This is a genomic window from Pseudoclavibacter sp. VKM Ac-2867, assembly GCF_015351275.1.
In the GTDB taxonomy this organism is placed as follows: domain Bacteria; phylum Actinomycetota; class Actinomycetes; order Actinomycetales; family Microbacteriaceae; genus Pseudoclavibacter.
Map to the genome: position 1 here is coordinate 22,361 of NZ_JADKSL010000016.1, position 23,877 is coordinate 46,237.

A 23,877-nucleotide genomic window follows, 5' to 3' on the forward strand; every position below is an offset into this window, starting at 1 on the left:
CCCCGCGAATCCCCGGGGCGAGGCGGCGGGGAGCACTTCACTAGGCTGGCGGGACCCCGATCTCCCCCTTCGAGAGGATCCACCGTGCGAGTACTTGTCACCAGTTCCCGGAACACGTTTGCGCTCGACATCATCCGCAAGCTCGGCAGCACTGGCCACACGGTGTTCGCGAGCGACACGTACGAGGGGGCCATCGGCAGCCACTCGAGGTACCTCGCGGGGCACTTCGTGACGAACTCGCCGCGCGCCAAGACGGACGAGTTCATCGCCGACGTCGCGAAGATCGCAGCAGAGCAGCACATCGATGTCGTCATCCCGACATTTGAGGAGGCCTTCTACCTCGCCGCCCGCGGCCACGAGCTTCCCGACGGCACGAGCGTGTTCACGGGCGGTTTCGAGCAGCTCGCGCGCCTCCACGACAAGGCCAGCTTCAAGCGGCTCGCGCAGGAGGCAGGCGTGCCGGTGCCCGAGACGATCGTCGCGACGAGCCACGAGGAGCTGCTCGCGGCCATCGACACGTACCCGAAGTTCTTCGCTCGCGCCGCGTTCTCGCGCGGCGGCGTCGGGCTCCTCACCAACACGGGTCCGCTCGCGGGCAAGATGTCGGTCGACGAGGCTGCGCCGACGCCCGATCAGCCGTGGCTCGTGCAGCCCTTCGTGGACGGCCCCATGATCTGCACGTACAGCATCGTCGTCGATGGCCGCGTCACGGCGCACTGCACGTACCGCGCACCCGAGCAGTGGGCGCACAGCACTGGCATCTCGTTCCTCGCGATCGACAGCACGGAGACGCTCGACTACACGCAGCGGCTCGTCGACACCCTCGACCCGAACTACACGGGCCAGCTGTCGTTCGACTTCGTCGACAACGATGGCGGGCTCTTCGCGATCGAATGCAACCCGCGGCCCACCAGCGGTGTCATCCTGCTCGAAGCCGACGAGGTCTCGGCCGCCTTCCAGGGCACGAACTCCGAGCCGTTCGTCGTGGCGCCTGGCGTCGAACGTCAGGTGAAGCTGGCGGTGCTGGCGGATGCGTTCGCCGAGCCCATCAAGCACCTCCCGAAGTCGCTCCACGACCTGCTGCACGTGCGCGACATCGGCGCGGGCTGGCACGACGAGCTCGCGATGCTGTGGAGCCCGGCGACGATCGTGCACGGTGCGCAGCTCACGCACGGTGAGCGCAAGGAGCTGCTCGCGGCGCTCGGCGACGACATCGTCTGGAACGGGGAGCCGATCGACGGGATGCTCCCCGAGGATCGCGTCGCGCTCGAGGCAGTGCACGAGCAGCGCGTCTGAGCAGCGCCAGACCCCTGCTCGGCCCCGCCGCGCCCCTGAGCCCGGCTGAACCCAGCTGAGCCCCGTTGAACGAGACTCCGCCCCGCATCCATCGTGGATGCGGGGCGGAGTCGTCGAGATCTGCTGGAGTCGTAGCTCAGGCGATCGCGCGGTAGTGGAAGTAGTAGCCGGTGTCAGTGAAGCCGCCCTGCTGCGGGTAGTACGTGCATCCCTGGCTGATCTTCGTCCAGGAGGAGATGTACGTGATCTTGGCCGCCTCGCACTCGCTCGCTGTCGAGAAGGGCCCGACGCTCATGTTGGCGGTGGCTGCCTGCGCGGCGGTCGCCCCGCCGAACATGAGGCCGCCCGCGACGACGGCACCGGCGATGACAGTGGACACTCGCTTCTTGAAATGAACCATGTCCCGACCCTAGGCACGGGGCTTGAGTGGTACCTCCGTCATGCTGGGACACCCGTGCGAAGGGGTTGCGGGGACGTCGTCACTGTGGATCAGTCGCCGGGTCGAGTGCTGCGCGCCGCTCGTGACGATGCTCACGGATCGACAGGTACACGCGGTGCGCGAAGATCACGAACGCGAGCCAGGCCGCGCCGAGCACCCAGCCGGCGAGCACATCCGTGAACCAGTGGTGCCCGAGATATACGCGCGAGATTCCGACCGTGATCGCGAAGACCACCGCGCCGAGCGCGATGAGTACCCGTGCGCGCTTGGTCTGTCGCCGCAGGATGAGCAGGTACGCGATGACCCCGACGACCGCCACCGCGTTGAGGGTGTGCCCGCTGGGGAACGACGCCGAGTGCTCGTACGGCGGCACGGCTTCCGCCTGATCCGGGCGGACTCGGCCGATGAGGTTCTTCCCTGCGACCGTCATGAGCAGCGACCCGCCGCCCGCGGCGACGATGAGGATCACGGGCGTCCAGGAGCGGCGCCGGATGGAGAGGATGAGGAGCGCGGCGACTGCGATGATGGGCATGCCGATCTGCCCGGCGATGTCGGTGTACGCCGTGATGAGCATGTCGGCGAGCGGCGCTCGCAGGGTGATGGCGTAGTCGAGGAGGGGCTGGTCGAGGCCGGCCACGCCGTCGCTGTCGGTGACGTTCTCGTAGATCTCGGCCGCGAGCGCACTGAGCCCGATCACGATCGCGAGTCCGATCACGAGCAGCAGGATGAGTGCGCTGTTGGGGCCGACCCGTTCGCCCACGCGCTGGACGCCGTTCGTGATGGCGCGTGCAGCCCTCGAGTCTGGCCGCTTGGGGGTTCCGTTGCCTCGTGCGGTGTCCTGGGCGAGCTCGCCCCGAACTCCCTGGGTCGTCTCGTCGGGTTCGCTCACGACGTCTAACCTAGGCGGCGATGCTCCGGCCGTCGGTCAGGAGGCCTCGACATCCACGCTCCTGTGCCGGTCGCGGACGGTCTCCGCGGCGCGGGGCCGCGCGAGGTCGCCGGCCCCGCAGCCCGCCGCGCGCTAGTTCGAGTAGAGGCCCACGACTCGGTTCTGCTCGAGGATGGCGTGCGCGTAGCCGTCAAGGAACTCCTCGCGTGAGGGGGTTCCCTCGACGTGGTGGTCGAGCGCGTAGACGGTGAAGAAGTAGTGGTGGTCGCCGTGGCCAGCTGGCGGCTTGGGCCCCATGTACTCGGCCTTCCCCGCGGTGTTCTCGGCGACGCGTGCATGGTCGGCGCCCGCGTCCACGACGCCATCGTTAGCGGGGAGCCCGTAGACGATCCAGTGGGTGAAGCCGAGGGGGAGCGGTGCATCCGGGTCGTGGACGATGAGGGCGAGCTCGACGGCTTCCGCGGGCACTCCGGTGATCTCGAGGCGCGGGGCAGCGTTCCCTCCGTCGGCCGCGAACTGGTCGGCGAGGCGAGTGCCAGCCTCGAAGTCGGGGCTGGTGATCTTGAGATCGGCGATGTTGAGCGACATGGAGATTCCTTCGCGTTCGGGGGCGATGGCGGATGCGCACCAGCCTCCAAGTGTGTCCGAGCAGGCTCCGAGATTCCTCGGCGAACGGGGCAGCTTCTGGCCGCATTTGCCCCTCGCGGAAGTGGGCCCGGCGCTCTCTTCGGGTAACGTTGCACCCCGTTTGCCTTCCCCCAAGAGAAACGGATGATCCCAACGCCATGAGCTCACAGGACACACCACCCTCCTTGATCGGACCGCAGCGCAAGCCGGTGACGCGCATCATCCGGGAGGTGATCGACCCGGATCCGGTGCATCCGGCCCTCGTCCCCGGCATCGGCGTCGAGCAGACCGGCCGCTCGTTCCGCACGAACTGGTGGGTCTTCGGAGTTGCCGGTGCTGGCGTCGTCGCGGTCATCGCCTGGGCGCTCCTCGACCCCGAGAGCATCTCTGCCATCGGTTCGGTTTCGCTGGATTGGGTGACGGAGAACTTCGGTTGGCTGTTCTCGGCGTTGACGATCATCGTCGCCGTGTTCATGCTGGTCGTCGGCTACGGGCGAACGGGCGGTGTCAGGCTCGGCGCCGACGACGAGACGCCGGAGTTCTCAAGAGTGTCCTGGACCGCGATGCTCTTCTCCGCTGGCATCGGCATCGGGCTGCTCTTCTACGGCCCCATGGAGCCCCTCACCTACTTCCTGGCACCGCCGCATGGCTTCGATGTCGAGCCGGGGACTGTGGATGCCATGCACACGGCCATCGCGCAGACGGTTCTCCACTGGGGGCCGATGGCTTGGGCCTACTACGCGCTCGTGGGCGGGGCGATCGCCTACGCCGCGTATCGGCGGGGGCGGCCTCCGCTGATCTCGGCCCTCTTCGACTCGGTCTTCTCGCAGCGCACGCAGGGCTGGTTCGGTCCGCTGATCGACATCTTCGCGATCCTGGTCACACTGTTCGGGACGGCCGTCTCACTGGGTATCGGCGCCCTGCAGATCGCGTCGGGTGTGGAGATGGTGACCGGAATCGGTGAGTTGGGCAACGGCTTCATCATCGGTGCGATCGCGGTGCTCACGGCCCTCTTCATCCTGTCGGCGGTCTCGGGCGTGAAGCGCGGCATCCGTGTGCTCTCGAACGTCAACATGGTGGTGGCGGGCCTCCTCGGGGTGTTCGTGCTCATCGCTGGGCCGACGCTCCTGCTGCTGAACATCATCCCCTCCGCTGGTGTCGCCTTCTTCAGCGAGCTCGGCACGATGCTGATGCGGAACCCGTCGATGGGCGAGGACACCGAAGCGTTCATGCAGGCCTGGACGACGTACTACTGGGCCTGGTGGGTGTCGTGGACGCCGTTCGTCGGCCTGTTCATCGCGAAGATCTCGCGGGGGCGGACGCTGCGTGAGTTCGTCACTGTCGTTGTCGTCGTGCCTTCTGCCGTCTGTCTGGTCTGGTTCGGGATCGTCGGTGGAACGACGATGTGGATGGAGATGCAGGGGACGGCCGTGAGCGAAGCGGGGTCGCCTGAGGCGCAGCTCTTCACGGTTCTGGCTGAGCTCCCCTTCGGCGCTATCACGAGTGTTGTCGCTCTTGTGTCGATTGTCATCTTCTTCGTCACGTCGGCTGATTCGGCCTCCATCGTCATGGGCTCCATGAGCCAGGTCGGCAAACCGGAGCCGTCGCGTTGGGTCACGATCTTCTGGGGCCTCATGCTCGGCCTCATCGCGGCGTCGCTGCTGCTCGCCGGCGGACGGGATGCGCTCTCCGGGCTGCAGGCGATCATGGTCGTCACGGCGTTGCCGTTCGCGTTCGTCGTCATGGGCATCATGTGGGCGTGGGCGAAGGACCTGCGCACGGACCCGTACATGATGCGCCGCCGCTACGCGCGGGAGGCGATCGACGAGGGTGTGCGCGCCGGCATCGCCGAGCACGGGGACGACTTCGTCTTCGGGGCGAGCGTCGTCGAGGCGGAGCACGGGGCCGGCGCCTGGCTGGATTCCGAGGACCCGGCGCTCACCGAGTGGTACACGGACGCGACGACGGGCATGCTCGACGTCGTGAAGGGCGAGGAGGCGTCGACTGACGGCGAGGCGTCGACGCCGTCCCCTGAGTCGGGGGAGCAGGCCCGGATCGAGGCGCCGGCTTCCCGCGAGGCGCTCGAGTCGGGCGGCGCCGAGCGGGATGGCGATGGCGACGCCGACGGCGACGGCGACCGGGACCGTGTCGGCGTCTGACGCGACGGCATCCGAGGTCTCCGCCGTCGTGGCATGCTCTGAGCTGACATTCCCTGCCAGGACTCAGCGCCTGCCTCACGAAGGAGCCCCCTCATGACCGAACGCACGAACATCTCCTCCGGTTCGCCCTACGAGGCGACGGTTGGCTACTCGCGGGCCGTGAAGGTCGGCAGCCACGTCTTCGTGGCGGGCACGACGGCGCCGGGAGTCGACGCTGAGGAGCAGGCGAGGGAGATCTTCGAGCGCATCGGCACCGCGCTCGAGCAGGCCGGCGCCAGCCTCGCGGACGTCGTGCGCACTCGGGTGTTCCTCGTCGATATCGAGCGCGATTTCGAGTCCGTCGGTGCCGTGCACGGCGAGGTCTTCGGCGAGATCCGCCCGGCGTGCGCGTTCATCGGCACCGCCGGCCTTGTCGCGAAGGACCTCCTGCTCGAGGTCGAGGTCGACGCGATCGTCAGCGAGTAGCTGCTGCCTGCGCGGGGTCGAGTCCGGCCCCGCGCACGAGAGCCCGCCAGGGCCTAGGACCCCAGGGGCCTAGGAACCCAGGGTCCTACGGCCTCACGGTGCTCTCGATGAGGGTCGCGGCGCCGAGCAGCTCCGGGATGCGCGCGGCGAGCCCCCGGCGCGGGAGTCGGTCGAGCGCGGCGGATGCTGAGGGCAGCGAATGCTCGCGCCCGCGGACGAGCGCTCGGATGGCGTTGAGCAGGACCAGCGGGTGGGACTCGAGGGCCGAGTGGCCGTTCTCGATGTGCACGAGCACCGCATCCTGAGCCGTGGCGGCGACCGCCCGTGCGATGGGCGGCGGGGTGCGCAGGTCGCGCGTGCCGACGAGCAGCACGAGCGGCCACGGGAACTTGGGCGTCTCCTCGGCGAGGTCGAAGGGTTCGCCCGCGAAGGCGGGGAAGAGGTCGGCGATCTCTGAGTAGGTGAGCGCGGGGTCGAGGGGCAGCCCGTCGGGGTGGCCGCCGTAGCCGAGCTCCCGGAAGCCGATGACGCCGGACAGGTCGAACTCGTAGATGCCGGGGAAGCGGGCGATGGAACGGTCGCGGGTCGCGTACAGCTGCAGGGCGCTCCAGGCTGCGGTGTGCGCGTGGTTCGCGCGCTGCCGGAGCACGGGGAGGAGGAGCTCGTCGCCGCCCAGCTCGTAGGCGGCGCGGGCCACGTCGAGCAGGATGCGCGAGTCGACGCCGGCGTCGATGAGCGCGTGCGTCGCCTCTGCGGCGGCTGTGTCGGCGTGCCAGAACAGTTCGCGCACCGTGTGCCGCTCCAGGTTCAGGGACTCGGCGGACTGCAGGGCGGAGTCGAGCAGCATGCCGGCGACGCGGTCCGGGTGCCTGGCGCCGAACGCCGACGCGAGGTACGTGCCGTAGGAGGCGCCGACGATGTGCGCTTGCGCGATGCCCTCCCGGTCGAGCACGGCCGCGATGTCGTCGATCACCTCGATGATGTTCATCGCGGAGCTCGGCAGGTCGTGCCCGCCCAAGTCGGTGCGGGAGAAGCCGATGCCGCGGTGCTCGACCATGATGACGTCGAGGCCGCCCTGCGCGGCGCGTCTTCGGAAGCCGAGGTATGGGAGCAGTGAGCCGAGGCCGGGCCCGCCCGGGATCACGACGACCGGGGTCGACCCCCGCGGTCCACCTCGCGTGTAGGCCAGGTCGAACTCCGGCGTGGTGTCCGTGGCAGGGCGGCGCAGGTGACGCGCGTGCCGGTCGGCGAGCTGCGGGGGGATCTGCGGGGCCACGCGCTTCAAGCTAGCAGGGGAGGGCGCGACCGGTCTGGGGGTCCTGGCGGTGCCTCAGCGACGTGGCTGAGATCTGCGGCGTCGCGCGAGAATCCACCCGACGACGATGGTCGCGATCACGGCGGCGAGCCACAGCCTTCCGTTGGTCTGGTTGCCCGCGAAGCCGAGCTGCGAGACCTCGCACGAGGTGTGCGCCGGGTCGAGGGCGTCGAGGCAGGTCGTCGACGTGTACACCGGTGCCAGCGCGAGGGAGATGAGGATCGCGGTCACGGCCGTCCACAGCCAGATCCGGGCCGTGGAGGGTGGGCGCAGGAAAGGCGGCGTCACGAGGCCCGCCCCTCGGGCCCGATCGCTGAGCCGGGTTGCGGTGGCGGTGGCGGTGGCGTCGCACGCTGCGCTCGAACGAAGCGCAGGACGACGACGACGATGATGGGCGCCCCGATAGCCGCACCGAGTGCGCTGAACCAGAGCGAGAAGCCGGTGGGGATTCCGGCGGGCGAGTGCCGTAGGTCGAGGCAGGTCTCCGGCGCGCCGACGAGCTGGCCGCAGTGCTCCTCCAGCGCGACCGGCAGGAACAGCCACGTCGCCAGCCCCACACCGAGCAGCATGATGACGGTCAGGAGCGTCCAGAAGCCAACCGGTCGGCGTCGCTGGTCGGCAGTCATGCGTCATGTCTACCGGATCGGGCCTCCCGCACCTAGCCGACCGCGAAGCCGCCGTTGCTGGACAGTACCTGCCCGTTGATCCAGGCTCCCTGCGGTGAGAGCAGGAACCGCACGAGGTTCGCGGTGTCCTCCGCTGTCCCGAGGCGACCGGCGGGCGTCGCCTCCCGGCACCAGTCGCGGGTCGCGTCGTCCATCCACCCCGTGTCGATCGGGCCGGGGTTGATGACGTTCGCGCGAACACCCCTGTCGGCGAGCTCCGCGGCCGCCGCTGTGACGATTCGATCGAGTGCGCCCTTGCTGGCGCCGTACGGCAGGTTCCCGACGGTGTGATCGCTCGTGAGGGCGACGATGCTCGCGCGAGCATCGCCCGTTGGGGCTGTCGAGGGCAGCTGCTCGGCGAAGGCCTTGATGAGCAGCCACGTCGCCCGCGCGTTGACGGCGAAGTGGCGGTCCCAGCTGTCGATGCTCGTCGTGAGGATGGAGCTGTCGACGGATTCGGCGTGCGACATGACGAGCCCCGAGACCGTGCCGAGGGTCTGCGCCCTGCCGATGAGCATGGCCGGAACCGCCGGGTCGCTCAGGTCGCCCTCGACGAGTTCCACGGATGCGCCCAGTTCGCGGCATTCCTGCGCCACGGACTGGGGGTCGTCACCGGACCGCTCGAGACCGAGCCGGTCGTCGTAGGCCTGCCAGTGATTGAGCGCGAGGTGCCAGCCGTCTCGAGCCAGACCGACCGCTAGCGCGGCGCCGATGGAGCGGCGGCGGCCGACACCGGTGACGAGGGCGACCCTGGGCTCTCCTGCGATGCTCATGCACCCACGGTACGAGGTGCGGGGCAGGAGGGGCGGGGCGGCATCCGCTATCGCTGCGGTGCCTCGACGTCGACGAAGGCGATGTCCGGCACGAAGCTCGCATCGTCAGCTACGACCGCCCCGGGGACGGGCTCGATCCACACCGCCGACTCGGGCAGCACAAGCGCTGCCGTGCCCGCGGCTGTCGGGTGGGGAATCTCGACGAAGCCGCCACCGCCGCTGGCGGCGCCGAGCAGGCTGGAGCGCAGACCCTCGATCGCATTCTCGCCGACGACGTAGTCGCGGCCGTTGATGTGCACGAGATAGTCCATGGGCTCCTCTTGGCGAAGGCGGTGACGCGGCGGTGGGTGAATCCTCACCCAACTCCCGATGCGAGGCGCGGGCAACGGCGTTGACAGGCAGGGCCCCCATCGGATAACGCGAGCCTGTGAGATCAGGTGAGCGCATAGGGAATGCGTCGCTCGCGTGCGACACTCAGAGGACATCGGTACCCCCGGCCCCTCCTTCGCTTGTTCGGGGCGCACACCGAGTGGTCGAGACGGATCCGTCGCCTTGGTTTCTCACAACCCAAAGGCGACCCCATGGGATTCATGTACTACGGCAGTCAGGGGCACGAGCTGGAGATCGACGACCGCCCGCTCTTGCATCTCAAGATCGCGCTCCTCAGTATGCTCCGGGCAGGCCACAGCGTCGCGTTCTCCATGTCGCGCCCCGTGAATCAGGGCAGCGGGCGGGAGACGCTCTGGATCAGCCCGACGACCGACCTGCGGTTCCGTTTCATCGGCGGGCGTCTCCCCGCGATCAACGACGACTGGGTGCGCGCCATCATCGCCTCCGCCAACTCGCCGGTCGGGATGCGCATCTGCCAGGAGCCTGCACCCGCCCGGGCGACGTCCCTGGCGGTCTGAACCCGCGGGACGCTCTAGGCTCGGTGCTGTGAATGCGAGCGCGAACGAAGCAGGCCAGCAGTCGGAGCGCATGCTTCGTGTCCGCGAGGCGTACCTCCGCACGCGCGAGTTGAGGGCGCGGCTCGCGGCTCTCCGCAGCGAGGACCTGCAGCTGCCCGACTCCCTGTCCCTGTCGCTCTCGGAGCGCGCAGAGCGGCAGGCCGCCGACCGTGAGCGCCTCGACGCTGAGCGCGCGACGAAGCTCGAGCTCGACGCCGCCGAGCGTGCGCTCAGCGACGCCGAGGCCGCGGTGCAGGAGTCCCTCAGCGGCAACGGCGACGACTGGATGCGCGGGGCCGGCACGCGCTGAGTGGCACGCGCTGCCCCGCACGCTTAGGGGGTCCCCCTCGCAGTGCTCGGCGAATCCGCATCGTGCTCGGCAGATTCGCCTATTCTCGGCGAATCCGCATCGTGCTTGGCAGGGCCGGGCCGTGCCCGGGGAGTACGCGCCGTTCCCCGCGGCCCCGTGCCGTTCAGGACCCCGGGTACCGGTTCGCGGCCATCACCGCTCCGACACGTGCCGTCGCCGGATAGTTGATGCTGTGGCTCTGCACGTACTCGGAGAGGCCGAGCTCCCCGAACTCTCGCCCGTGGCCGCTGACCCCGCGCCCACCCATCGGGGCTCGGAGCGAGACTCCGGCACGGTTGGCGCAGTTGATGAACGTGAACCCCGCTCGGAGTCGGCGCGCGACGGCCTGCGCTCGCGGAATGTCGACGCTCCACACTGACGAGGCAAGCCCGTGCTCGACCCCGTTCGCTCGCTCGATGGCCTCGTCGACGGTGTCGTAGGCGAGGATCGGGAGAAGCGGCCCGAACTGCTCCTCGCGGACGAGCTCGTCCGTGTCGCGCAGGCCCGTGACGATCGCGGGCCGAACCCAGTGGCCGCCGAGGGGGATGGGCTCGTCGAGCGTGCCGATCTCGGTGACGGTCCCGCCCGCATCCACTGACCGCTCGCGGAGGGCCTCGAGGCGTGCGCGCGCGTCGCCGCTGATGACGGGGCCCATCGTCACGCCCTCGACCCTTGGGTCTCCGACCCGCAGGACTCGCTCGGCGGCGGCTACGAGGTCGGCGACGAAGGCGTCGTGGCGCTCGCGGGGAACATAGACGCGCTTGATGGCCATGCACACCTGCCCGCTCGTCAGCATGGCCCCGAACACGACCCGCTCGGCGAGCTCCGGCCCCCAGTCGGCGTCGTCGAGGAGGATCGCCGCGTCGTTGCCGCCGAGTTCCATGACGGTGGGGCGGATGGTTCGCGCGGCGGCTGCTCCGATGGCTCGGGCCGCGGCGGGGCCGCCCGTGAAGGAGATGAGGTCGACGTCGGGGCTCTCGACGAGTGCACTTCCCGTCTCGCCTTCGCCGTTGACGAGGTTCAGGACACCGGCGGGCAGCCTTGCGGCGATCGCCGAGTAGAACGCGGTAACGGCGAGGGGGGCGAGCGGTGAGGGCTTGAGCACCATGGTGTTGCCGGTCATGAGCGCCGGGATGACCTTGAGGGCGGCGAGGATGACGGGCGCATTCCACGGGGTGATGGCGGCGACGACGCCCATGGGTTCGACGACGCGCAGCAGGGTTCCCTCGGCATCGTCGATGAGCTGCTCGGCGCAGACCGCGTCGAGGCGCTCGGCGCAGAACTTCGAGAGGCGCCGGGCGAACTGGAACTCGCCGTGCGCGTCCTGTGCGGGCTTGCCCATCTCGCTCGCGATGAGGTGCCCGGAGTGGTCGGGGTTCGCCGCGGCGTCCTCGATCGCGTCCGAGAGCTGTCGCGCGCGGTCGGCTGCCGGGGCTGCCGCCCAGAGTGGAGCTGCGGTCCGGGCCGCGGCAAGCGCATCCCTGACCTGCTCGGGGCTCGAGTTCGCGACGGAACCGACGACGGTGCGCCCGTCGATGGGGCTGACCACTGCGAGCGACGCGGGCGAGGCCACGCGGCGGCCGTTGATGAAGGAGTCGAGATGCATGGTGTCCATGATCGAGGCCCAATGCAAAGATCGCATGCAATCTATGTTGCGATCATGTGAAAAGTTCCGTTAATTGCCCCTCTGACGTCAAAATTGCACGCAATCTAGCTGCATGGATGCACACACCACCTCTCCGAGAGTCGCCATCGTCACTGGAGGGTCCCGCGGTCTCGGCCGCGTCATGGCCCTAGCATTGCGAGCGGCGGGATATGCCGTCACGATCACCGCGAGCGGGGCATCCGCTGCCCTCGACGAAGTCGTCGCGGAGGCCGCCGAGCTGCCGGGCGGTGCTGAACTGCTGCTGCCGATGGTCGCGGACGTCAGCGACCCGAAGCGAGCGCGGGAGGTCGTCGACGCCACCGTCCAGCGATTCGGGGGTGTGCACGCCCTCGTCAACAACGCGGGACGCGGCATGCGCCTTGTCAGCGAGACGTTCACGACCGACCCCGTGCACTTCTGGGACGTGCCGGCCGCGACGTGGGCGCAGATCATCGACACCAACGTCAACGGTCCGTTCATCATGTCGCAGGCCGTGATGCCGCTCTTCCTCGCGCAGCGGGAAGGGCGGATCGTCAACGTCTCGACGAGCGCGCAGACCATGATCAGGCCCGGCTACGCACCGTACGGGCCGTCGAAGGCGGCGCTCGAGGCGATGACGCGCTCGTGGGCCACCGACCTGGCTGGCAGCGGGGTGACCGTCAACCTGCTGCTGCCGGGTGGCGCCGCCGACACGGAGCTGCTGCCCTCGGGCCCCGACAGGAAGGGTGCGGATGGCAACCTGCTGGCCCCCGACGTCATGGCGGCCCCGGCCGTCTGGCTGTGCTCGCCCGACAGCGCGCTTGTCTCCGGGGCGCGTGTCATCGCGAAGCTGTGGGATCCGGCGCTTCCGGACGCGGAGGCCTTCACCGCGGCGAGCGCCTCGCACGTCGTCGCAGGCTGAGCCGCGCCCCGCGCCCGCGCCCGCGCCCGCGTCCCTGCGCCCGTGCCGCCCACTCGTCCCCGCGCCCCCGCCCCCGCCCGGCGCAAAGAGTTGTGGCGAAGTGCGGTTGGGAGGAATCCCGACGGCACTTTGCCGCAACTTTGGGCAGGGGCAGGGGCAGGGGCTGCAGTGTGGTGGGTGGCGTCTCTGGGGCTGGCTGGCGGCGAGATGTGCGGCGGAGCCTCGGGCTCGCGCCCGGGCCGGAGCCCCGCGCCCCGGCGGCCGCATCCAGAGGCTCCCGCCCGGGGCTGAGAGTTGTGGCGAAGTGCGGTTGGGAGGAATCCCGACGGCATTTCGCCACGACTTTGCGAAGCGGATGCGGTGTCGGCGTCCTCGGCGTTCGCAGCGGCCTTGGGGCTAGCGGGCCGCGGGACCTCCGGGGGCGAGCGGCGAACTGCGGTCCGCGTTCGGTGTCCGGGCCCGGCGTTCGCATCGAGAGGCTCCCGTCGGGGGCTGAGAGTTGTGGCGAAGTGCGGTCGGGAGGGATCCCGACGGCACTTCGCCACAACTTTGGGCAGGGGCAGGGGCAGGGGCAGCGGCGGCGGCCTTACGCCGAGCTGGCGGCGAGGCCCGCCAGGTAGGTGACGACATCCTGCTCGCTGACGACGTCGGCGTACTTGGCGTCGAGGTCGAAGAGGGCCGCCTCGTGGGGCTCCGAACGGCGGTCGCCGACGGCATCGCGCACCACAAGCGGGATGAAGCCGTGCTGGCAGGCGTCGACGGCGGTGGCCCGCACGCATCCGGACGTCGAGAGCCCGACGAGGATGACACTGTCGCACCCGAGCACCGTCAGGTCGGTGGCGAGGGAGGTGCCGAAGAACGAGCTCGCGTACTTCTTGGAGAGGATCGGCTCGCCCTGCTGCGGGGTGAGGGGCGCCGCGATGGCGCCGAGGGGGGACCCCGTGGCGAGGGTCGCGAGACCGGCGGCCTTGCGGGCGAAGACTCCGCCGCCCGTGGGGCCCTTGTCCTGCTCGACAACCGTGTAGAGCACGGGGATGCCGGCTGCCCGCGCCGAGTGCAGCACGCGTGCGGCCGAGGCGAGTTCGTCCTCGACGCCCGCGTACAGGGGAGACGACTCGACGAGGTAGGCGTCGACGAAGTCGATGACGATGAGCGCGGGCCTCCGTCCGAAGCCGAGGCGCTGTCCGAAGCCCGCGGCCGCGTAGTCGTTGTCGGCGGAGAGGTCGCCGGAGACCTCGCCGGTGCGGGCGGTGGAGACGCCGGTTGGGGCCTCTCCCGAGACGCCGGGTGAGACATCGGCAGTGGACACGCCAGCGGATGCAGGTGCAGCTGCAGTTGTGGACGCGGTGGTCGTGGGGGTCATGGTGGTGCCCTTCGTGTGGTTGCGGGGGTGCGGGAGTTGGAAGCGGAAGCCCAGCGGGTTCACGTGGCTGCCCCGGCCTGATCATCGATACGGGCCTCGCTGCGGGATGCCTCGCGGGCTTCGGCGCGTGCGCGGCGTCGCATGGGGTGGAACCGTGCGGCGATGGCGGCCGTGGTGGCGGCGATGAGTGCGATGGCGGCGGCGGCGAGCCATCCGGTGGTCGGCCCGAAGTACTCGAAGACGAACCCCATCGCGAAGGGGCCAGCCGCGCTGCCGATGTAGGCGCCCGACTGCACGAGCCCCGTGGCCTGGGCTGCGAAGCGGGGCACGGCGTTGGATACGGCGTAGTGGAGCAGTCCGCTCCACCCCCAGCCGAGTCCGAAGGCGAGGACGACGCCGATGGCGAAGCTCCAGGGGAGGGCGAGCGCCATGCCGCCGAGGCCGATGGCGCCGGAGAGCATCATGAGCGAGACCGTGGTGAGGGTCCCTCCGATGCCGCGGTCGGCGAGCCAGCCCGCGAGGGGTCTCGCGATGATGTTCGCGAGCGAGCCGAGGCTGAGGAGGAGGCCCGCGACGGCGGCCGTGTAGCCGACGCCGATGGCGGTCGTGACGGTGAAGGCGCCGATGACGCTCGATTGGGCAGCACCGAGCCCGCTCGCGGCTGAGGCGAGGATGAGGAAGACGCGCAGGTCGTGGGGGAGCCGCTCTCGAGTGCGGCGCGTGGCGCGTGGCGTTCGTTGCGTTCGCGGCACCCGCCAGGCGAGGAACGCGACGGCGACGGCGGCGAGCGCTCCTGCGATCGCGAAGGTCCACTGCCAGCCGACCGTGAGGCCGAGGGCGGGGACGGCGAGGCCGGCGCTGAAGGTGGCGAGGGGGACCGCTCCCTGCTTGAGGCCGAACGCGAGGGCGCGCCGTCGGGTCGAGACGCCGACCCCGATGAGGGCGTTCGAGGGTGGATGCCCGAGCGAGTTCCCCGCTCCGGCGACGATGAGCCAGACGAGCAGCCACTGCCACGTCGGCGTGTGGGCGGCGATGCCGATGAGGGCGAGGCCGCCGATCGAGGAGGCCATGACCATGCCCCAGCGGAAGCCGAGCCTCGTGGAGAGGCTGCCGGCCAGCGGGGAGAGGAGCGCCGACGCACCCCAGTAGGCGGCGACGACGATGCCGAGCATCGATTCGGTGAGCCCCGTGCTGGCGCGCAGCTGCATGGACAGGCCGCCGACGAGGAAGACGGGAAGCGCGGTGACGACGGTCGTGCCGATGCCTGCGATGGTCGCGGTTCGGCCCGGGCGGCGGGTTCGCCAGACGTGCGTGGGTGCGTCGGCCGCGGGGGTGGAGTGGACCGCGGAACTGGGCTCGGGAACGCCTTCCAGCGGGGGATTCCGGGCATGCTGCTGCTCGGGCCCCGTGGTGGGCCCGGTGGTGCGCGACACGGCTCAGCCTTCGTTGGGAGCAGCGCCAGCGGTCGTGGAGGTGCCCGGTCCCTGGAGCACGGCGTTGCGGGCAGCGAGGATGTGCGAGCGCATCGCGACCTCGGCCCACAGTGAGTCGCCCGTCTGCAGGGCGGTAAGGATGTCGCGGTGGTGGTGGTTCGAGCGGATGCGGAACGTGTCGCCGTACGCCTGGTAGTTGCGGATCATCATGGGCACCTGGCTGACGCTGCGCAGGAGCGTCTGCAGCTGCAGGCTGCCGGAGACCTTCACGATGTGCTCGTGGAATTCGCGGTTGAGGCGGCCGAGCTCGACGATCTCGTCCTGGTCGCTGGCGTGGACGAGGGGATCCATCCGCTCGATGCGGTCGATGAGGAGCTCGGCGTCGGCGTCGGTCATGCGGTCGGCGGCGAGGCCGGCGGCGCGGCTCTCGAGCGAGGCGCGGACGAAGTAGGTCTCGGCCATCTGCTCGGTCGTGTAGCCGATGACGGTGGCGCCCTTGTTGGGGATGTACGCCACGAGCCCCGCCTCCGCGAGGCGCTGGAGCGCCTCGCGGATGGGGGTCCTGCTGAGCCCGAACTCGGCGGCGAGCGCCTGCGCGCGCAGCACCGTATGCGGCGCGTACTCGCCGCTCATGATGCGCGAGCGCAGCTCCGCGTAGGCGAGGTCGCCTCCCGTGAGGCTCTCGGGCAGCAGCACGTGCGTCGGGGTCTCGATCATCGAACGCTCGCGAGCATCGACGAGGTGAGGAGGAACTGTCGGCGGGCGGTCTCGTCGCGGCCGAGGGCTTCCCACTCGGCGCGCTTCGCGGCGCGGCGCTCTTCGCTCGTGTCGCGGAGGGCGTTCCAGTTGCCCTCCGTCTCCTCGCCGACGTAATGGCGGGCGACGGCGCGGCGCTTCTCGGCCCAGTCGTCGAGCTCCTCGCTCGAGACCTCGCCGTTGGCGTAGCCGGGCAGCAGCTCGGCGAGCAGCAGCCCGTCGTGGATTCCACTGTTCATGCCCATGCCTCCCAGCGGGTTGTTGACGTGTGCCGCGTCGCCCACGAGGAAGACGTTGCCCTTGCGGAACGTCCGCGCGACCTTGCGGTGCACTTCGTAGACGGTGACGTGCACAACAGGGTAGCCGTCGAGCTCGGGCACCACGCGTCGCAGCTGACTCACGACGTAGGCGGGGTCGGTCTGCTGCTCGGACGTGAGGGCGGGATCGCAGGGGAAGAGCACGCGCCACCCGCTGGGGTTGCGCAGCAGGACGTGCCAGTTCTCCGGGTCGGCGACGTAGTTGACGACGGCGAGGTCCTCGTGGATCTCGTGCAGGGGCAGGCTCGTCGTGATGACGAGGTAGCGCTCCGGGTAGGTGTGGCCCGAGAAATCGATGTCGTAGTGCTCGCGCACGAGGGACCGCGAGCCGTCCGCCGCGACGAGGTAGGTGCTCGTGCTGGTGCTCACGGAGCCGTCCTCGCCGCGCACGTCCACCTCGATGCCGTCGTCGCTCTCACGAATCGCGATGACCTCGGCGCCGAGGGTGGACGTGACGTTGGGCTCGCCGGAGATGACCTGCTGGGCGGCCGCGGTGAGGCGGCTCTGCTCGACCTGGACGCGGTACGGGTAGGCCGTGTCGTCGTCGAGCACCGCGAAGTCGAGCTCGACGATCTTGCCGATCGTCGCATCCCGGAACTGGTACGAGCGGGCGATGATGCCGGCGTCGATGAGCGGCTGGGTGAGCCCGAGCTCCTCGAGCATCTCGAGCGTCGGCGGGTGGAAGGTGGATGCGCGGTGCTCGAGCGTGCTCGCCTCGCGCTTCTCGAAGAGTGCGACCGTCATGCCGCGCTTCGCGAGCTTGAGGGCGGTGGTGGTGCCGACGGGGCCGCCGCCGACGACGATGACATCGAACTGGGGGGAAGCAGTCATGGTGTGGTCCTTTGTGTGCGCTGTGGCGGTCAGAATTCGCGGATGATGGTGCCGTAGCCACCGACGGTGTCGGTGAAGCCGGCCTGCCTGAGGGTGTGCCAGACGGTGGCGGTGTTGATGGCGACGACGGGCTTCCCGAGCCAGGTCTCGGCTTCGTCGGCCATGCGGATGAACGACAGGTTCGTGCCGACCTGCACGATTGCCTCGGTCTCGGGGGTGTCGATCTCCTCGAGCACCGTGACGAGGTCGCGGGGTGTGACGCTCGCGATCGACGTCGCGGTGGGGCAGCGGAGGCCGGTGACCTTGACGACGTCGAAGCCGGCCTCGGTGAAGTACTGGTCGACCCACTTGTCGGCGACCGGCTGGTATGGCGAGAAGACGGAGATCTTCGTCACGCCGAGGGCCTCGAGGGCGGCGCGGCAGGCGGATGCGCCGGTGGTGACGGGCATGCCGCCGATCTGCTCGCTCACCTCGGTCTGGAAGGCCTCGTTGCCGGCCACGCCGCCGCTGAAGGTGGGCGCCGACATGCCCATCATCATGAGGTCGGGCTGGGCCGTCATGACGTCGCGCAGCGCCACCGACATGGAGCCCCGGATCTGCGTCTGCAGCTCCATGAAGCTCGTGTGGTCGCCCATGGCCTGCTGCTCGACGTACATGCGACCGCAGTGGAACGTGATGCCGTGGGGCGCGAGCTTGTTGACATCGTGCTCGACGACCGTGTTGGTCGATGGGACGATGACGCCGATCTTCGCGCGGTATCCGGTGACGTCTGGCATTGACGTGCTCCTTCGTGTTCGGGTGGCCGCGGTGCGGGGGCACCGCGGCTGGATTGTGGAAGCTGGTGGGGCGCTCAGCTCGCGATGAGCTCGGCCGCTGGCATGCCGGCGCCGAGGCGCGTGTGTCCGCTCGTCGCGTCGTACATGTGACACGCCACGGTTCGCTCGCCGACGGGGGTGTCGGCAGGTCGCTTCGTGAGGCACACCTCCTGCGCGAAGGCGCATCGGGCCGCGAACGGGCAGCCGAGCTGTCCGGTGGCTGGGGTGGTCGGGGTTGCTTGGGAAGCAGGGGAGGGCGGAGTGGCTGACGCGGCTGCAGCCGCAGTTGCCGCCGCCGCTCTCGCCGTGCGCCGCCTGCGCTGCTCGACCGGGTCGGTCACGGGGGCTGCCGCGTTGAGTGCCGCCGTGTACGGGTGGAGGGGTGCGCTGTGGACGTCACCGGCCGGGCCCTGCTCCATGATGCGTCCGCGGTAGAGCACAAGCGTGCGGTGCGAGATGTAGCGGACGACGTCGAGGTCGTGGGCGATGAAGATGTAGGCGAGGCCGCGTTCCTTCGCGAGCTGCGCGAGGAGGTTGAGGATCTGCGCCTGCGTCGACAGGTCGAGGGCGCTCACGGCCTCGTCGAGCACGACGAGCTGCGGCTGCATGATGAGGGCCCTCGCGATGCCGATGCGCTGCCGCTGCCCGCCGGAGAACTGGCCGGGGAAGCGGTCTGCCGCGGCCCTGGGGAGGCCGACCGTCTCGAGCATGTCACGGGCCCGCGCATCCGCCTGCTTATCGGAGAGGCGAAGGGCCGCCTGGAGCGGCTCCGCGAGGGTCTGTCCGATCGTGCGGAAGGGGTTGAGCGAGCTGTACGGGTCCTGGAAGACGACCTGCAGCTGCTTGGCGATGTCGCGACGGTTGCGGAGCAGCGAGTGCTTCGTGAGGTCGCGGCCGCCGAAGTGGATGCTGCCGTCGCTCGGCTTCTCGAGGCCCAGGATGCAGCGCCCGATGGTCGACTTGCCCGAGCCGGACTCCCCGACGACGCCGAGGATCTCGCCGGGGGCGACGGTGAAGCTCACGTCGTCGACGGCGTGCACGGTCTGCGCGCGGTTGTGGGGGTTCTTGAACCGCATCTGGAGGTGGTCGACGCTCAGCAGCTCTTCGCTCATGCGATGCTCCTCTCCTTCACGCTGGACTTCTGGGTGGCCGAGCCGGTGCGGGCCGCCTTGGCGACCTCCTCGACCCGCACGCAGCGGGCCATGCCGGAGCGCTGCTGGCCGACGGCTGGGCGCTGATCTGCGCTTGCGTTTCCGTTTCCGCGGCGCTGCAGCGTGAGGGCGACGGGGGAGGTGCGGCAGCGTTCGGTCGCGAAGGTGCAGCGCTCGGCGAAGCGGCACCCGGTCGGCCAGTCGCGAGGTGCTGGCACGGCGCCGCTGATGGCATCCATCGGCACTCCGGCGACGGCGTTGGCGGGCATCGCCGCGAGCAGAGCCCTGGTGTAGGGATGCGATGGGGCCGTGAGGAGCGTGTCGACGTCGGCCTCTTCGATGACCTGCCCGGCGTACATGACGACGGCGCGGTCGCACGTGTCCGCGACGACTCCGAGGTCGTGCGTGACGATGATGACCGCGAGGCCGAGCTCTTCGCGGAGGCGCCGCAGCAGGTCGAGGATCTCGGCCTGCACGGTCACATCGAGGGCGGTCGTGGGCTCGTCGGCGACGAGCACCTCGGGTTCGCCCGTCAGCGCCATGGCGATGGCGGCGCGCTGCGCCATGCCGCCGGAGACCTGGAACGTGTAGCTTGCGGCGGCCTGCTGCGGGTTGGGCATGCCGACGAGGCGGAGCAGCTCGAGTGCCCGCTCCTGCACTTCGCCTGCCTTGCGGCCCGTGTGGTGGGCGATGGCCTCGCGCAGCTGGGCTCCGATCGTGAACGTCGGGTCGAGGGCCGTCATGGGCTCCTGCGAGACGAGGGCGATCTTCGAGCCGCGCACGGCGCGCAGCTGCTTGTTGCTCTGCCCGACGATGTTGGTGCCGTCGATGACGATCTCGCCCTTCGAGACGCGGCCGCCTGGGGCGACGAGGCCGAGCAGGGTCTTCGCGGTCACCGACTTGCCGCATCCCGATTCGCCGACCATGCCGAGGGCTTCGCCGCGGCGCACGTCGAAGGAGACGCCCTGCACGACCGCGAACTCGCCGGTGCTGTCGGTGAACGAGACGCTGAGGTCGCGCACGGAGACGATGGCGTCGTCCACGTCCGGCTGCGGGTCGTCGACGGCAACGGGCTTGGTGGCGACGTGGGTTGCTGGCTTCTTGCGGGAGAAGGAGCGGGCGAGGGTGGTCCCGGGGCGGTTGCCGGCGAGCGCATCGCCGACGACGTTGAAGGAGAGGATGGAGAGGATCATGATGACGCCGCTCGGCACGAGCAGCCACGGGTGCAGGTAGATGAGCTCGCTGGCCTCGCTGATCATGCCGCCCCAGCTGGGCGCCGGGGGTGGGGTCCCGAGGCCGAGGAAGCCGAGGCCAGCCTGGATGAGGAGGGCGGCGCCCATCGTGATGGAGAGCTGTACGAGCAGCGGTCCGCGGATGTTGGGGAGCACGTGGCGGAACAGGATGAGGCCGGGTGCGATGCCGGCGACGTTCGCGGCATCCACGTACAGCTCTCGCCGCACCTGCAGCGTCGTGGCCCTGGCGAGGCGGACGAAGCCGTCGCTCATAGCGATGCCGAGGGTCACCATCGCGACCGTCGTGTTGTTGCCGAAGGCGCCGATCACGGCCATGAGGATGACGATCGTGGGCAGGGCCTGGAAGAAGTCCGCGAAGCGGGAGACGAGGGTGTCGGTGAAGCCGCGGAAGTAGCCGCCGATCATGCCGAGGGGGATGCCGATGCCCATCGCGACGACCGCCGCGAGGACGGCTCCGCCGAGGGTCGCTGCGCCGCCGTGGATGAGGCGGGAGAAGACGTCGCGCCCGAGGTCGTCGGTGCCGAGGAGGTGCTCGGCGCTCGGCAGCTGACGCGCGAGAGCGAGGTCCTGGGCGAGCGGGTCGAGAGGGGCGACGAGGTCGGCGAAGATCACCGACAGGCCGAGGAGGGCGAGGAAGGCGAGGGCGACGACGGCTCCCGGCTTGCTGAGCAGTCTGGAGAGGGCGGTGTCGGTGCGTCGGACGCGGGTCATGCGAGCCTCGCCTTCGGGTTGATGATGCCGTAGAGGATGTCGATGACGAGGTTCATGACGAGGATCACGACGCTGAGGGCGACGACGACACCGAGCACGATGGGCATGTCGCCGAGGTTGACGGAGTCGACGACGAGCTTGCCGACGCCGGGGAGTGCGAAGACCTGCTCGATGAGCACGGCGCTGCCGAAGAGGGCCACGAACTGGAGGCCGATGACGGTGAGGACGGGGATGGCGGCGTTGCGGAGCCCGTGCAGCCATACGATGCGCCACTCGGGGAGCCCCGTCGCTCGCAGGGTCTGCATGAAGTCTCGGCCTTGCACGTCGAGCATCGCGACCCTCGCCTGGCGGGCGACCGCCGCGGTGCCCGCGATGCCGATGGAGATGAGGGGCAGCGTGATGCGGCGGAGGAACTCTGCTGGGTCCTCCGTGAAGGGCTCCCAGCCGGACGCGGGGAACATCTTGAGGTTCACGGCGAACACGAGCACCAGCAGCACGGCGAGCCAGAAGCTCGGGATGGCCTGCATGACGCCGGCTGCTCCGCGGATGATCGTGTCGAGCCAGCCGCCGCGGCTCGCGGCGAGGATGCCGAGCACGATGCCGAGCACGGTCGTGAGGAGGATGCCGCCCATCGAGAGGGTGAGGGTGACGGGGAGCCGCTCGAGCACCTGCATTGTCACCGACTGCTGGCTGAGGTAGGAGACGCCGAGGTCGCCGGTCAGGAGGCCACCGAGGAAGGCGAGGTAGCGCACGAGGATCGGGTCGTTGAAGCCCATCTCGTCACGTAGCTGGGCGCGGGCCTCCGGGGTGGCGTCGGGGCCCAGGATGGTCTGGGTCACGTCGTTCGGCATGAGGGCCACGAGGAAGAAGGCTGCCGAGACGACGAGGAAGACCATGAGCACGGTGATGCCGACTCGCCGGAGGATGTAGAGGGCCACGTGTGCTCCTTTCAGGTTGGTGATGGTGCTGGGCGGATGCGCGGGGAGGGGGCCTCCCCGCGCATCCGGTGCTGCGGGTATCGCAGTGCTGCGTGCTGGGCGTCGCGGTGCTGCGGGTGCTGCGGGTGCCGGGGTGCCTATTCGGCGGGGGTCCAGCTGAAGGGGAGCGGGAAGACCTGGCCGGCGGCGAGTTCGACGCCGCCGAGCTTCTCCGCATCCCACACCGTGTGCGTGTGGTAGAACGCGACCGGCGCGAACCAGGCGTTCTCAACGACCCACTTGTTGACCGCCTGCCACTTCGTGGCTGCCGCGTCGGCGTCGAGCTCGCTGGAGGCGTCGGCGATGAGGGCCGTCAGCTCGGGGTCGTCGGTGCCGAACGGGTTGAGCTGGGCGTTGGGGGCGAGCATGTTCATGCTGTTGACGTAGGAGTCGATGCCGCCGTTCTGCTGGCCCTGGGAGGCGCCGAACTCCTTGTTGGTGATGGCGTCGAAGTAGTCGTTCGTGCGGTCGGAGAGGGTGGCGGTGATGCCGACGGCTTCGAGGTAGGGGATGGTCGCCTCGAGGCGCTTGTTCTCGCCGAACATGGTGCGGCTGAGGATGGGGAGCTCGAACCCGTCGGCGTAGCCGGCCTCGGCGAGGAGCTGCTTCGCCTTCTCCGGGTTGTACTCGTAGTAGTCGTCGAGCGACTCGTCGTAGGCGGAGGTGAACTTGCCGAAGACGGAGGAGGTGCCTCGCTGGTAGTCGCTCCAGAGGGCGGTGCCGATGGCGTCGCGGTCGAGGGCGTAGTTGATGGCCTGCCGGACGCGCACGTCGCCGAGTTCGGGGATGACGTCGCCGCCGCGGTCGAAGAGCATGAGGCCGCCGACGTTGGACTCGTTGGAGGCGGCCGCGAAGCCCTGGGATTCGGCCTGGTCGCGCTGGCTCCACTGGGCGGAGATGATGTCGACGTCGCCGGCGAGGAGCGCGTTGAGCTGGGCGGTCAGGTCGGTGATGACGAACATGTTGAGCTCGTCGACCTGCACGTCCATGGGGCCCGCGTACTCGGGGTTGCGGATGTAGCTGTACTCGCTGTCCTCCGTGTAGGAGTCGAGGATCCACGGCCCGGAGCCGTAGGTGTCGGTGAGCAGCAGCGTCGGGTCGTCGAGGGCGGCCTGGCTGACCATCATCCCGACCGTGAGGGAGAAGGCCTCCGGCAGCGACTGGTCCGGGGTGTTGAGGTTGAACTTCAGGGTGTCCTCGTCGACGACCTCGATCGAGTCGATCGAGTTGAGGCGCGCCTGGTAGGTGCCCGGTGTCTCCTGGTAGCGCTCGAGGTTGGCCTTGATGAGCTCGACGGTCATCGGGGAGCCGTCTTCGAAGACGCTGTCGAGGCGGAAGTCCATGGTGAGCTCGGTGGGGCTCGTGTACTCCCAGGCCGTGGCGACGCCCGGCTGGAGGGCGCCTTCGGCGTCGCTCGTGACGAGGCTCTCGTAGGCGGCGGCCGCGTAGTTGAAGGCGGAGCCGCGCATGTTGGCGGCAGGGTCGAAGGTGGGGGCGCCCTCGAGCGCGGCGATGTTGACCGCGAAGGTGGCGTCTTCGGAGGCCGAGGATGATCCGGTGGAGCAGGCGGTGACGGCGAGGGTGGTGATGCCGAGCATGGCGACGGCGGTGCCGACGCGAAGTCTGTGGGAACGCATGCGCGTCCTTTCCGGGAGCGACGAGGTGAGCGGAGCTGGGAGGAGGAGCTGGGGTGCGGTGAGAAGCAGGGTGCGGTGAGGCGGTGAAGCGGTGGTGATTCGGCTATGTTCTGAGCCGGTGAGATCGACGCTAGCCGCAAACTGCATGCAATCTTGGCCAAAT

Annotated in this window: 24 protein-coding genes; 6 read left to right on the plus strand and 18 right to left on the minus strand. The window is 69.7% G+C overall.

What is annotated here, in order from left to right; translation table 11 throughout:
- The first annotated feature begins 84 nt into the window (after window positions 1-84).
- A complete protein-coding gene (locus tag ITJ67_RS14685; RefSeq protein WP_160071439.1) occupies window positions 85-1,296 on the plus strand; it encodes a carbamoyl-phosphate synthase large subunit in 1,212 nt (403 codons plus the stop codon).
- 136 nt (window positions 1,297-1,432) lie between these two features.
- Here ITJ67_RS14685 and ITJ67_RS14690 read toward each other — a convergent pair whose 3' ends face one another.
- The 3 genes from ITJ67_RS14690 to ITJ67_RS14700 all read right to left on the minus strand — a co-directional run bounded on the left by ITJ67_RS14690 (window position 1,433) and on the right by ITJ67_RS14700 (window position 3,212).
- Entirely contained in the window at window positions 1,433-1,696 is a 264-nt protein-coding gene (locus tag ITJ67_RS14690; protein WP_160071438.1) for a hypothetical protein, read from the minus strand.
- A gap of 79 nt (window positions 1,697-1,775) precedes the next feature.
- Window positions 1,776-2,624 carry a phosphatase PAP2 family protein gene (locus ITJ67_RS20305; protein ID WP_160071437.1) on the minus strand — a complete coding sequence of 283 codons (849 nt, stop codon included), beginning with the start codon at window positions 2,622-2,624 and terminating at the stop codon, window positions 1,776-1,778.
- Between the two features lie 132 nt (window positions 2,625-2,756).
- Window positions 2,757-3,212 (minus strand): YbhB/YbcL family Raf kinase inhibitor-like protein, encoded by a 456-nt coding sequence (locus ITJ67_RS14700; protein WP_194678125.1) that lies wholly within the window; start codon window positions 3,210-3,212, stop codon window positions 2,757-2,759.
- 197 nt (window positions 3,213-3,409) lie between these two features.
- On the opposite strand from ITJ67_RS14700, the gene ITJ67_RS14705 reads away from it, so the two are divergent.
- Window positions 3,410-5,410, plus strand: coding sequence for a BCCT family transporter (locus tag ITJ67_RS14705; RefSeq protein WP_194678126.1), 2,001 nt, complete (start codon window positions 3,410-3,412; stop codon window positions 5,408-5,410).
- Between the two features lie 93 nt (window positions 5,411-5,503).
- Window positions 5,504-5,875: a RidA family protein gene (locus ITJ67_RS14710; protein WP_194678127.1), complete on the plus strand. Its 372-nt coding sequence runs from the start codon at window positions 5,504-5,506 to the stop codon at window positions 5,873-5,875.
- Between the two features lie 85 nt (window positions 5,876-5,960).
- Here ITJ67_RS14710 and ITJ67_RS14715 read toward each other — a convergent pair whose 3' ends face one another.
- Genes ITJ67_RS14715 through ITJ67_RS14735 form a run of 5 tightly spaced genes read right to left on the minus strand, consistent with a single transcriptional unit; the run spans window position 5,961 to window position 8,939 of the window.
- Window positions 5,961-7,151 (minus strand): alpha/beta fold hydrolase, encoded by a 1,191-nt coding sequence (locus tag ITJ67_RS14715; protein WP_323741475.1) that lies wholly within the window; start codon window positions 7,149-7,151, stop codon window positions 5,961-5,963.
- Window positions 7,152-7,205: 54 nt separating this feature from the next.
- Complete coding sequence (locus tag ITJ67_RS14720; protein WP_194678128.1) at window positions 7,206-7,478, minus strand: hypothetical protein; 273 nt, start codon at window positions 7,476-7,478, stop codon at window positions 7,206-7,208.
- Window positions 7,475-7,816 (minus strand): hypothetical protein, encoded by a 342-nt coding sequence (locus ITJ67_RS14725; protein ID WP_194678129.1) that lies wholly within the window; start codon window positions 7,814-7,816, stop codon window positions 7,475-7,477. Before ITJ67_RS14725 ends, ITJ67_RS14720 begins: the two co-directional genes overlap by 4 nt.
- A gap of 32 nt (window positions 7,817-7,848) precedes the next feature.
- Window positions 7,849-8,628 (minus strand): SDR family oxidoreductase, encoded by a 780-nt coding sequence (locus ITJ67_RS14730; RefSeq protein ID WP_194678130.1) that lies wholly within the window; start codon window positions 8,626-8,628, stop codon window positions 7,849-7,851.
- A 47-nt stretch (window positions 8,629-8,675) separates the two neighbouring features.
- Window positions 8,676-8,939: a hypothetical protein gene (locus ITJ67_RS14735; RefSeq protein WP_194678131.1), complete on the minus strand. Its 264-nt coding sequence runs from the start codon at window positions 8,937-8,939 to the stop codon at window positions 8,676-8,678.
- 270 nt (window positions 8,940-9,209) lie between these two features.
- Here ITJ67_RS14735 and ITJ67_RS14740 point away from each other — a divergent pair, with 270 nt between their 5' ends.
- A complete protein-coding gene (locus tag ITJ67_RS14740; RefSeq protein ID WP_194678132.1) occupies window positions 9,210-9,536 on the plus strand; it encodes an ATP-dependent DNA ligase in 327 nt (108 codons plus the stop codon).
- 28 nt (window positions 9,537-9,564) lie between these two features.
- Complete coding sequence (locus ITJ67_RS14745) at window positions 9,565-9,885, plus strand: hypothetical protein (RefSeq protein WP_160071428.1); 321 nt, start codon at window positions 9,565-9,567, stop codon at window positions 9,883-9,885.
- Between the two features lie 163 nt (window positions 9,886-10,048).
- On the opposite strand, the gene ITJ67_RS14750 is transcribed toward ITJ67_RS14745, so the two are convergent.
- Complete coding sequence (locus ITJ67_RS14750; protein ID WP_194678133.1) at window positions 10,049-11,530, minus strand: aldehyde dehydrogenase family protein; 1,482 nt, start codon at window positions 11,528-11,530, stop codon at window positions 10,049-10,051.
- 112 nt (window positions 11,531-11,642) lie between these two features.
- Between ITJ67_RS14750 and ITJ67_RS14755 the strand changes: the two genes are divergently transcribed.
- Complete coding sequence (locus ITJ67_RS14755; protein ID WP_194678134.1) at window positions 11,643-12,470, plus strand: SDR family NAD(P)-dependent oxidoreductase; 828 nt, start codon at window positions 11,643-11,645, stop codon at window positions 12,468-12,470.
- A 586-nt stretch (window positions 12,471-13,056) separates the two neighbouring features.
- On the opposite strand, the gene ITJ67_RS14760 is transcribed toward ITJ67_RS14755, so the two are convergent.
- The 9 genes from ITJ67_RS14760 to ITJ67_RS14800 all read right to left on the minus strand — a co-directional run bounded on the left by ITJ67_RS14760 (window position 13,057) and on the right by ITJ67_RS14800 (window position 23,714).
- A complete protein-coding gene (locus tag ITJ67_RS14760; RefSeq protein ID WP_194678135.1) occupies window positions 13,057-13,833 on the minus strand; it encodes an isochorismatase family protein in 777 nt (258 codons plus the stop codon).
- Window positions 13,834-13,892: 59 nt separating this feature from the next.
- Window positions 13,893-15,266, minus strand: a complete 1,374-nt coding sequence (locus ITJ67_RS14765; RefSeq protein ID WP_194678136.1) for an MFS transporter — start codon at window positions 15,264-15,266, stop codon at window positions 13,893-13,895.
- A gap of 3 nt (window positions 15,267-15,269) precedes the next feature.
- Window positions 15,270-15,983: a GntR family transcriptional regulator gene (locus tag ITJ67_RS14770; RefSeq protein ID WP_104240496.1), complete on the minus strand. Its 714-nt coding sequence runs from the start codon at window positions 15,981-15,983 to the stop codon at window positions 15,270-15,272.
- Window positions 15,980-17,170 (minus strand): FAD-dependent oxidoreductase, encoded by a 1,191-nt coding sequence (locus ITJ67_RS14775; RefSeq protein ID WP_194678137.1) that lies wholly within the window; start codon window positions 17,168-17,170, stop codon window positions 15,980-15,982. Before ITJ67_RS14775 ends, ITJ67_RS14770 begins: the two co-directional genes overlap by 4 nt.
- A 29-nt stretch (window positions 17,171-17,199) precedes the next feature.
- Window positions 17,200-17,946: an arylmalonate decarboxylase gene (locus ITJ67_RS14780; protein ID WP_194678138.1), complete on the minus strand. Its 747-nt coding sequence runs from the start codon at window positions 17,944-17,946 to the stop codon at window positions 17,200-17,202.
- Between the two features lie 74 nt (window positions 17,947-18,020).
- Window positions 18,021-19,097 carry an ATP-binding cassette domain-containing protein gene (locus tag ITJ67_RS14785; RefSeq protein WP_104329997.1) on the minus strand — a complete coding sequence of 359 codons (1,077 nt, stop codon included), beginning with the start codon at window positions 19,095-19,097 and terminating at the stop codon, window positions 18,021-18,023.
- Complete coding sequence (locus ITJ67_RS14790) at window positions 19,094-21,100, minus strand: dipeptide/oligopeptide/nickel ABC transporter permease/ATP-binding protein (RefSeq protein ID WP_194678139.1); 2,007 nt, start codon at window positions 21,098-21,100, stop codon at window positions 19,094-19,096. The genes ITJ67_RS14785 and ITJ67_RS14790 overlap by 4 nt, the downstream gene beginning before the upstream one ends.
- A complete protein-coding gene (locus ITJ67_RS14795; protein WP_160075091.1) occupies window positions 21,097-22,038 on the minus strand; it encodes an ABC transporter permease in 942 nt (313 codons plus the stop codon). Before ITJ67_RS14795 ends, ITJ67_RS14790 begins: the two co-directional genes overlap by 4 nt.
- Before the next feature lie 137 nt (window positions 22,039-22,175).
- On the minus strand, window positions 22,176-23,714 hold the full coding sequence (locus ITJ67_RS14800; RefSeq protein ID WP_160075093.1) for an ABC transporter substrate-binding protein: 1,539 nt from the start codon (window positions 23,712-23,714) through the stop codon (window positions 22,176-22,178).
- Window positions 23,715-23,877 lie beyond the last annotated feature (163 nt).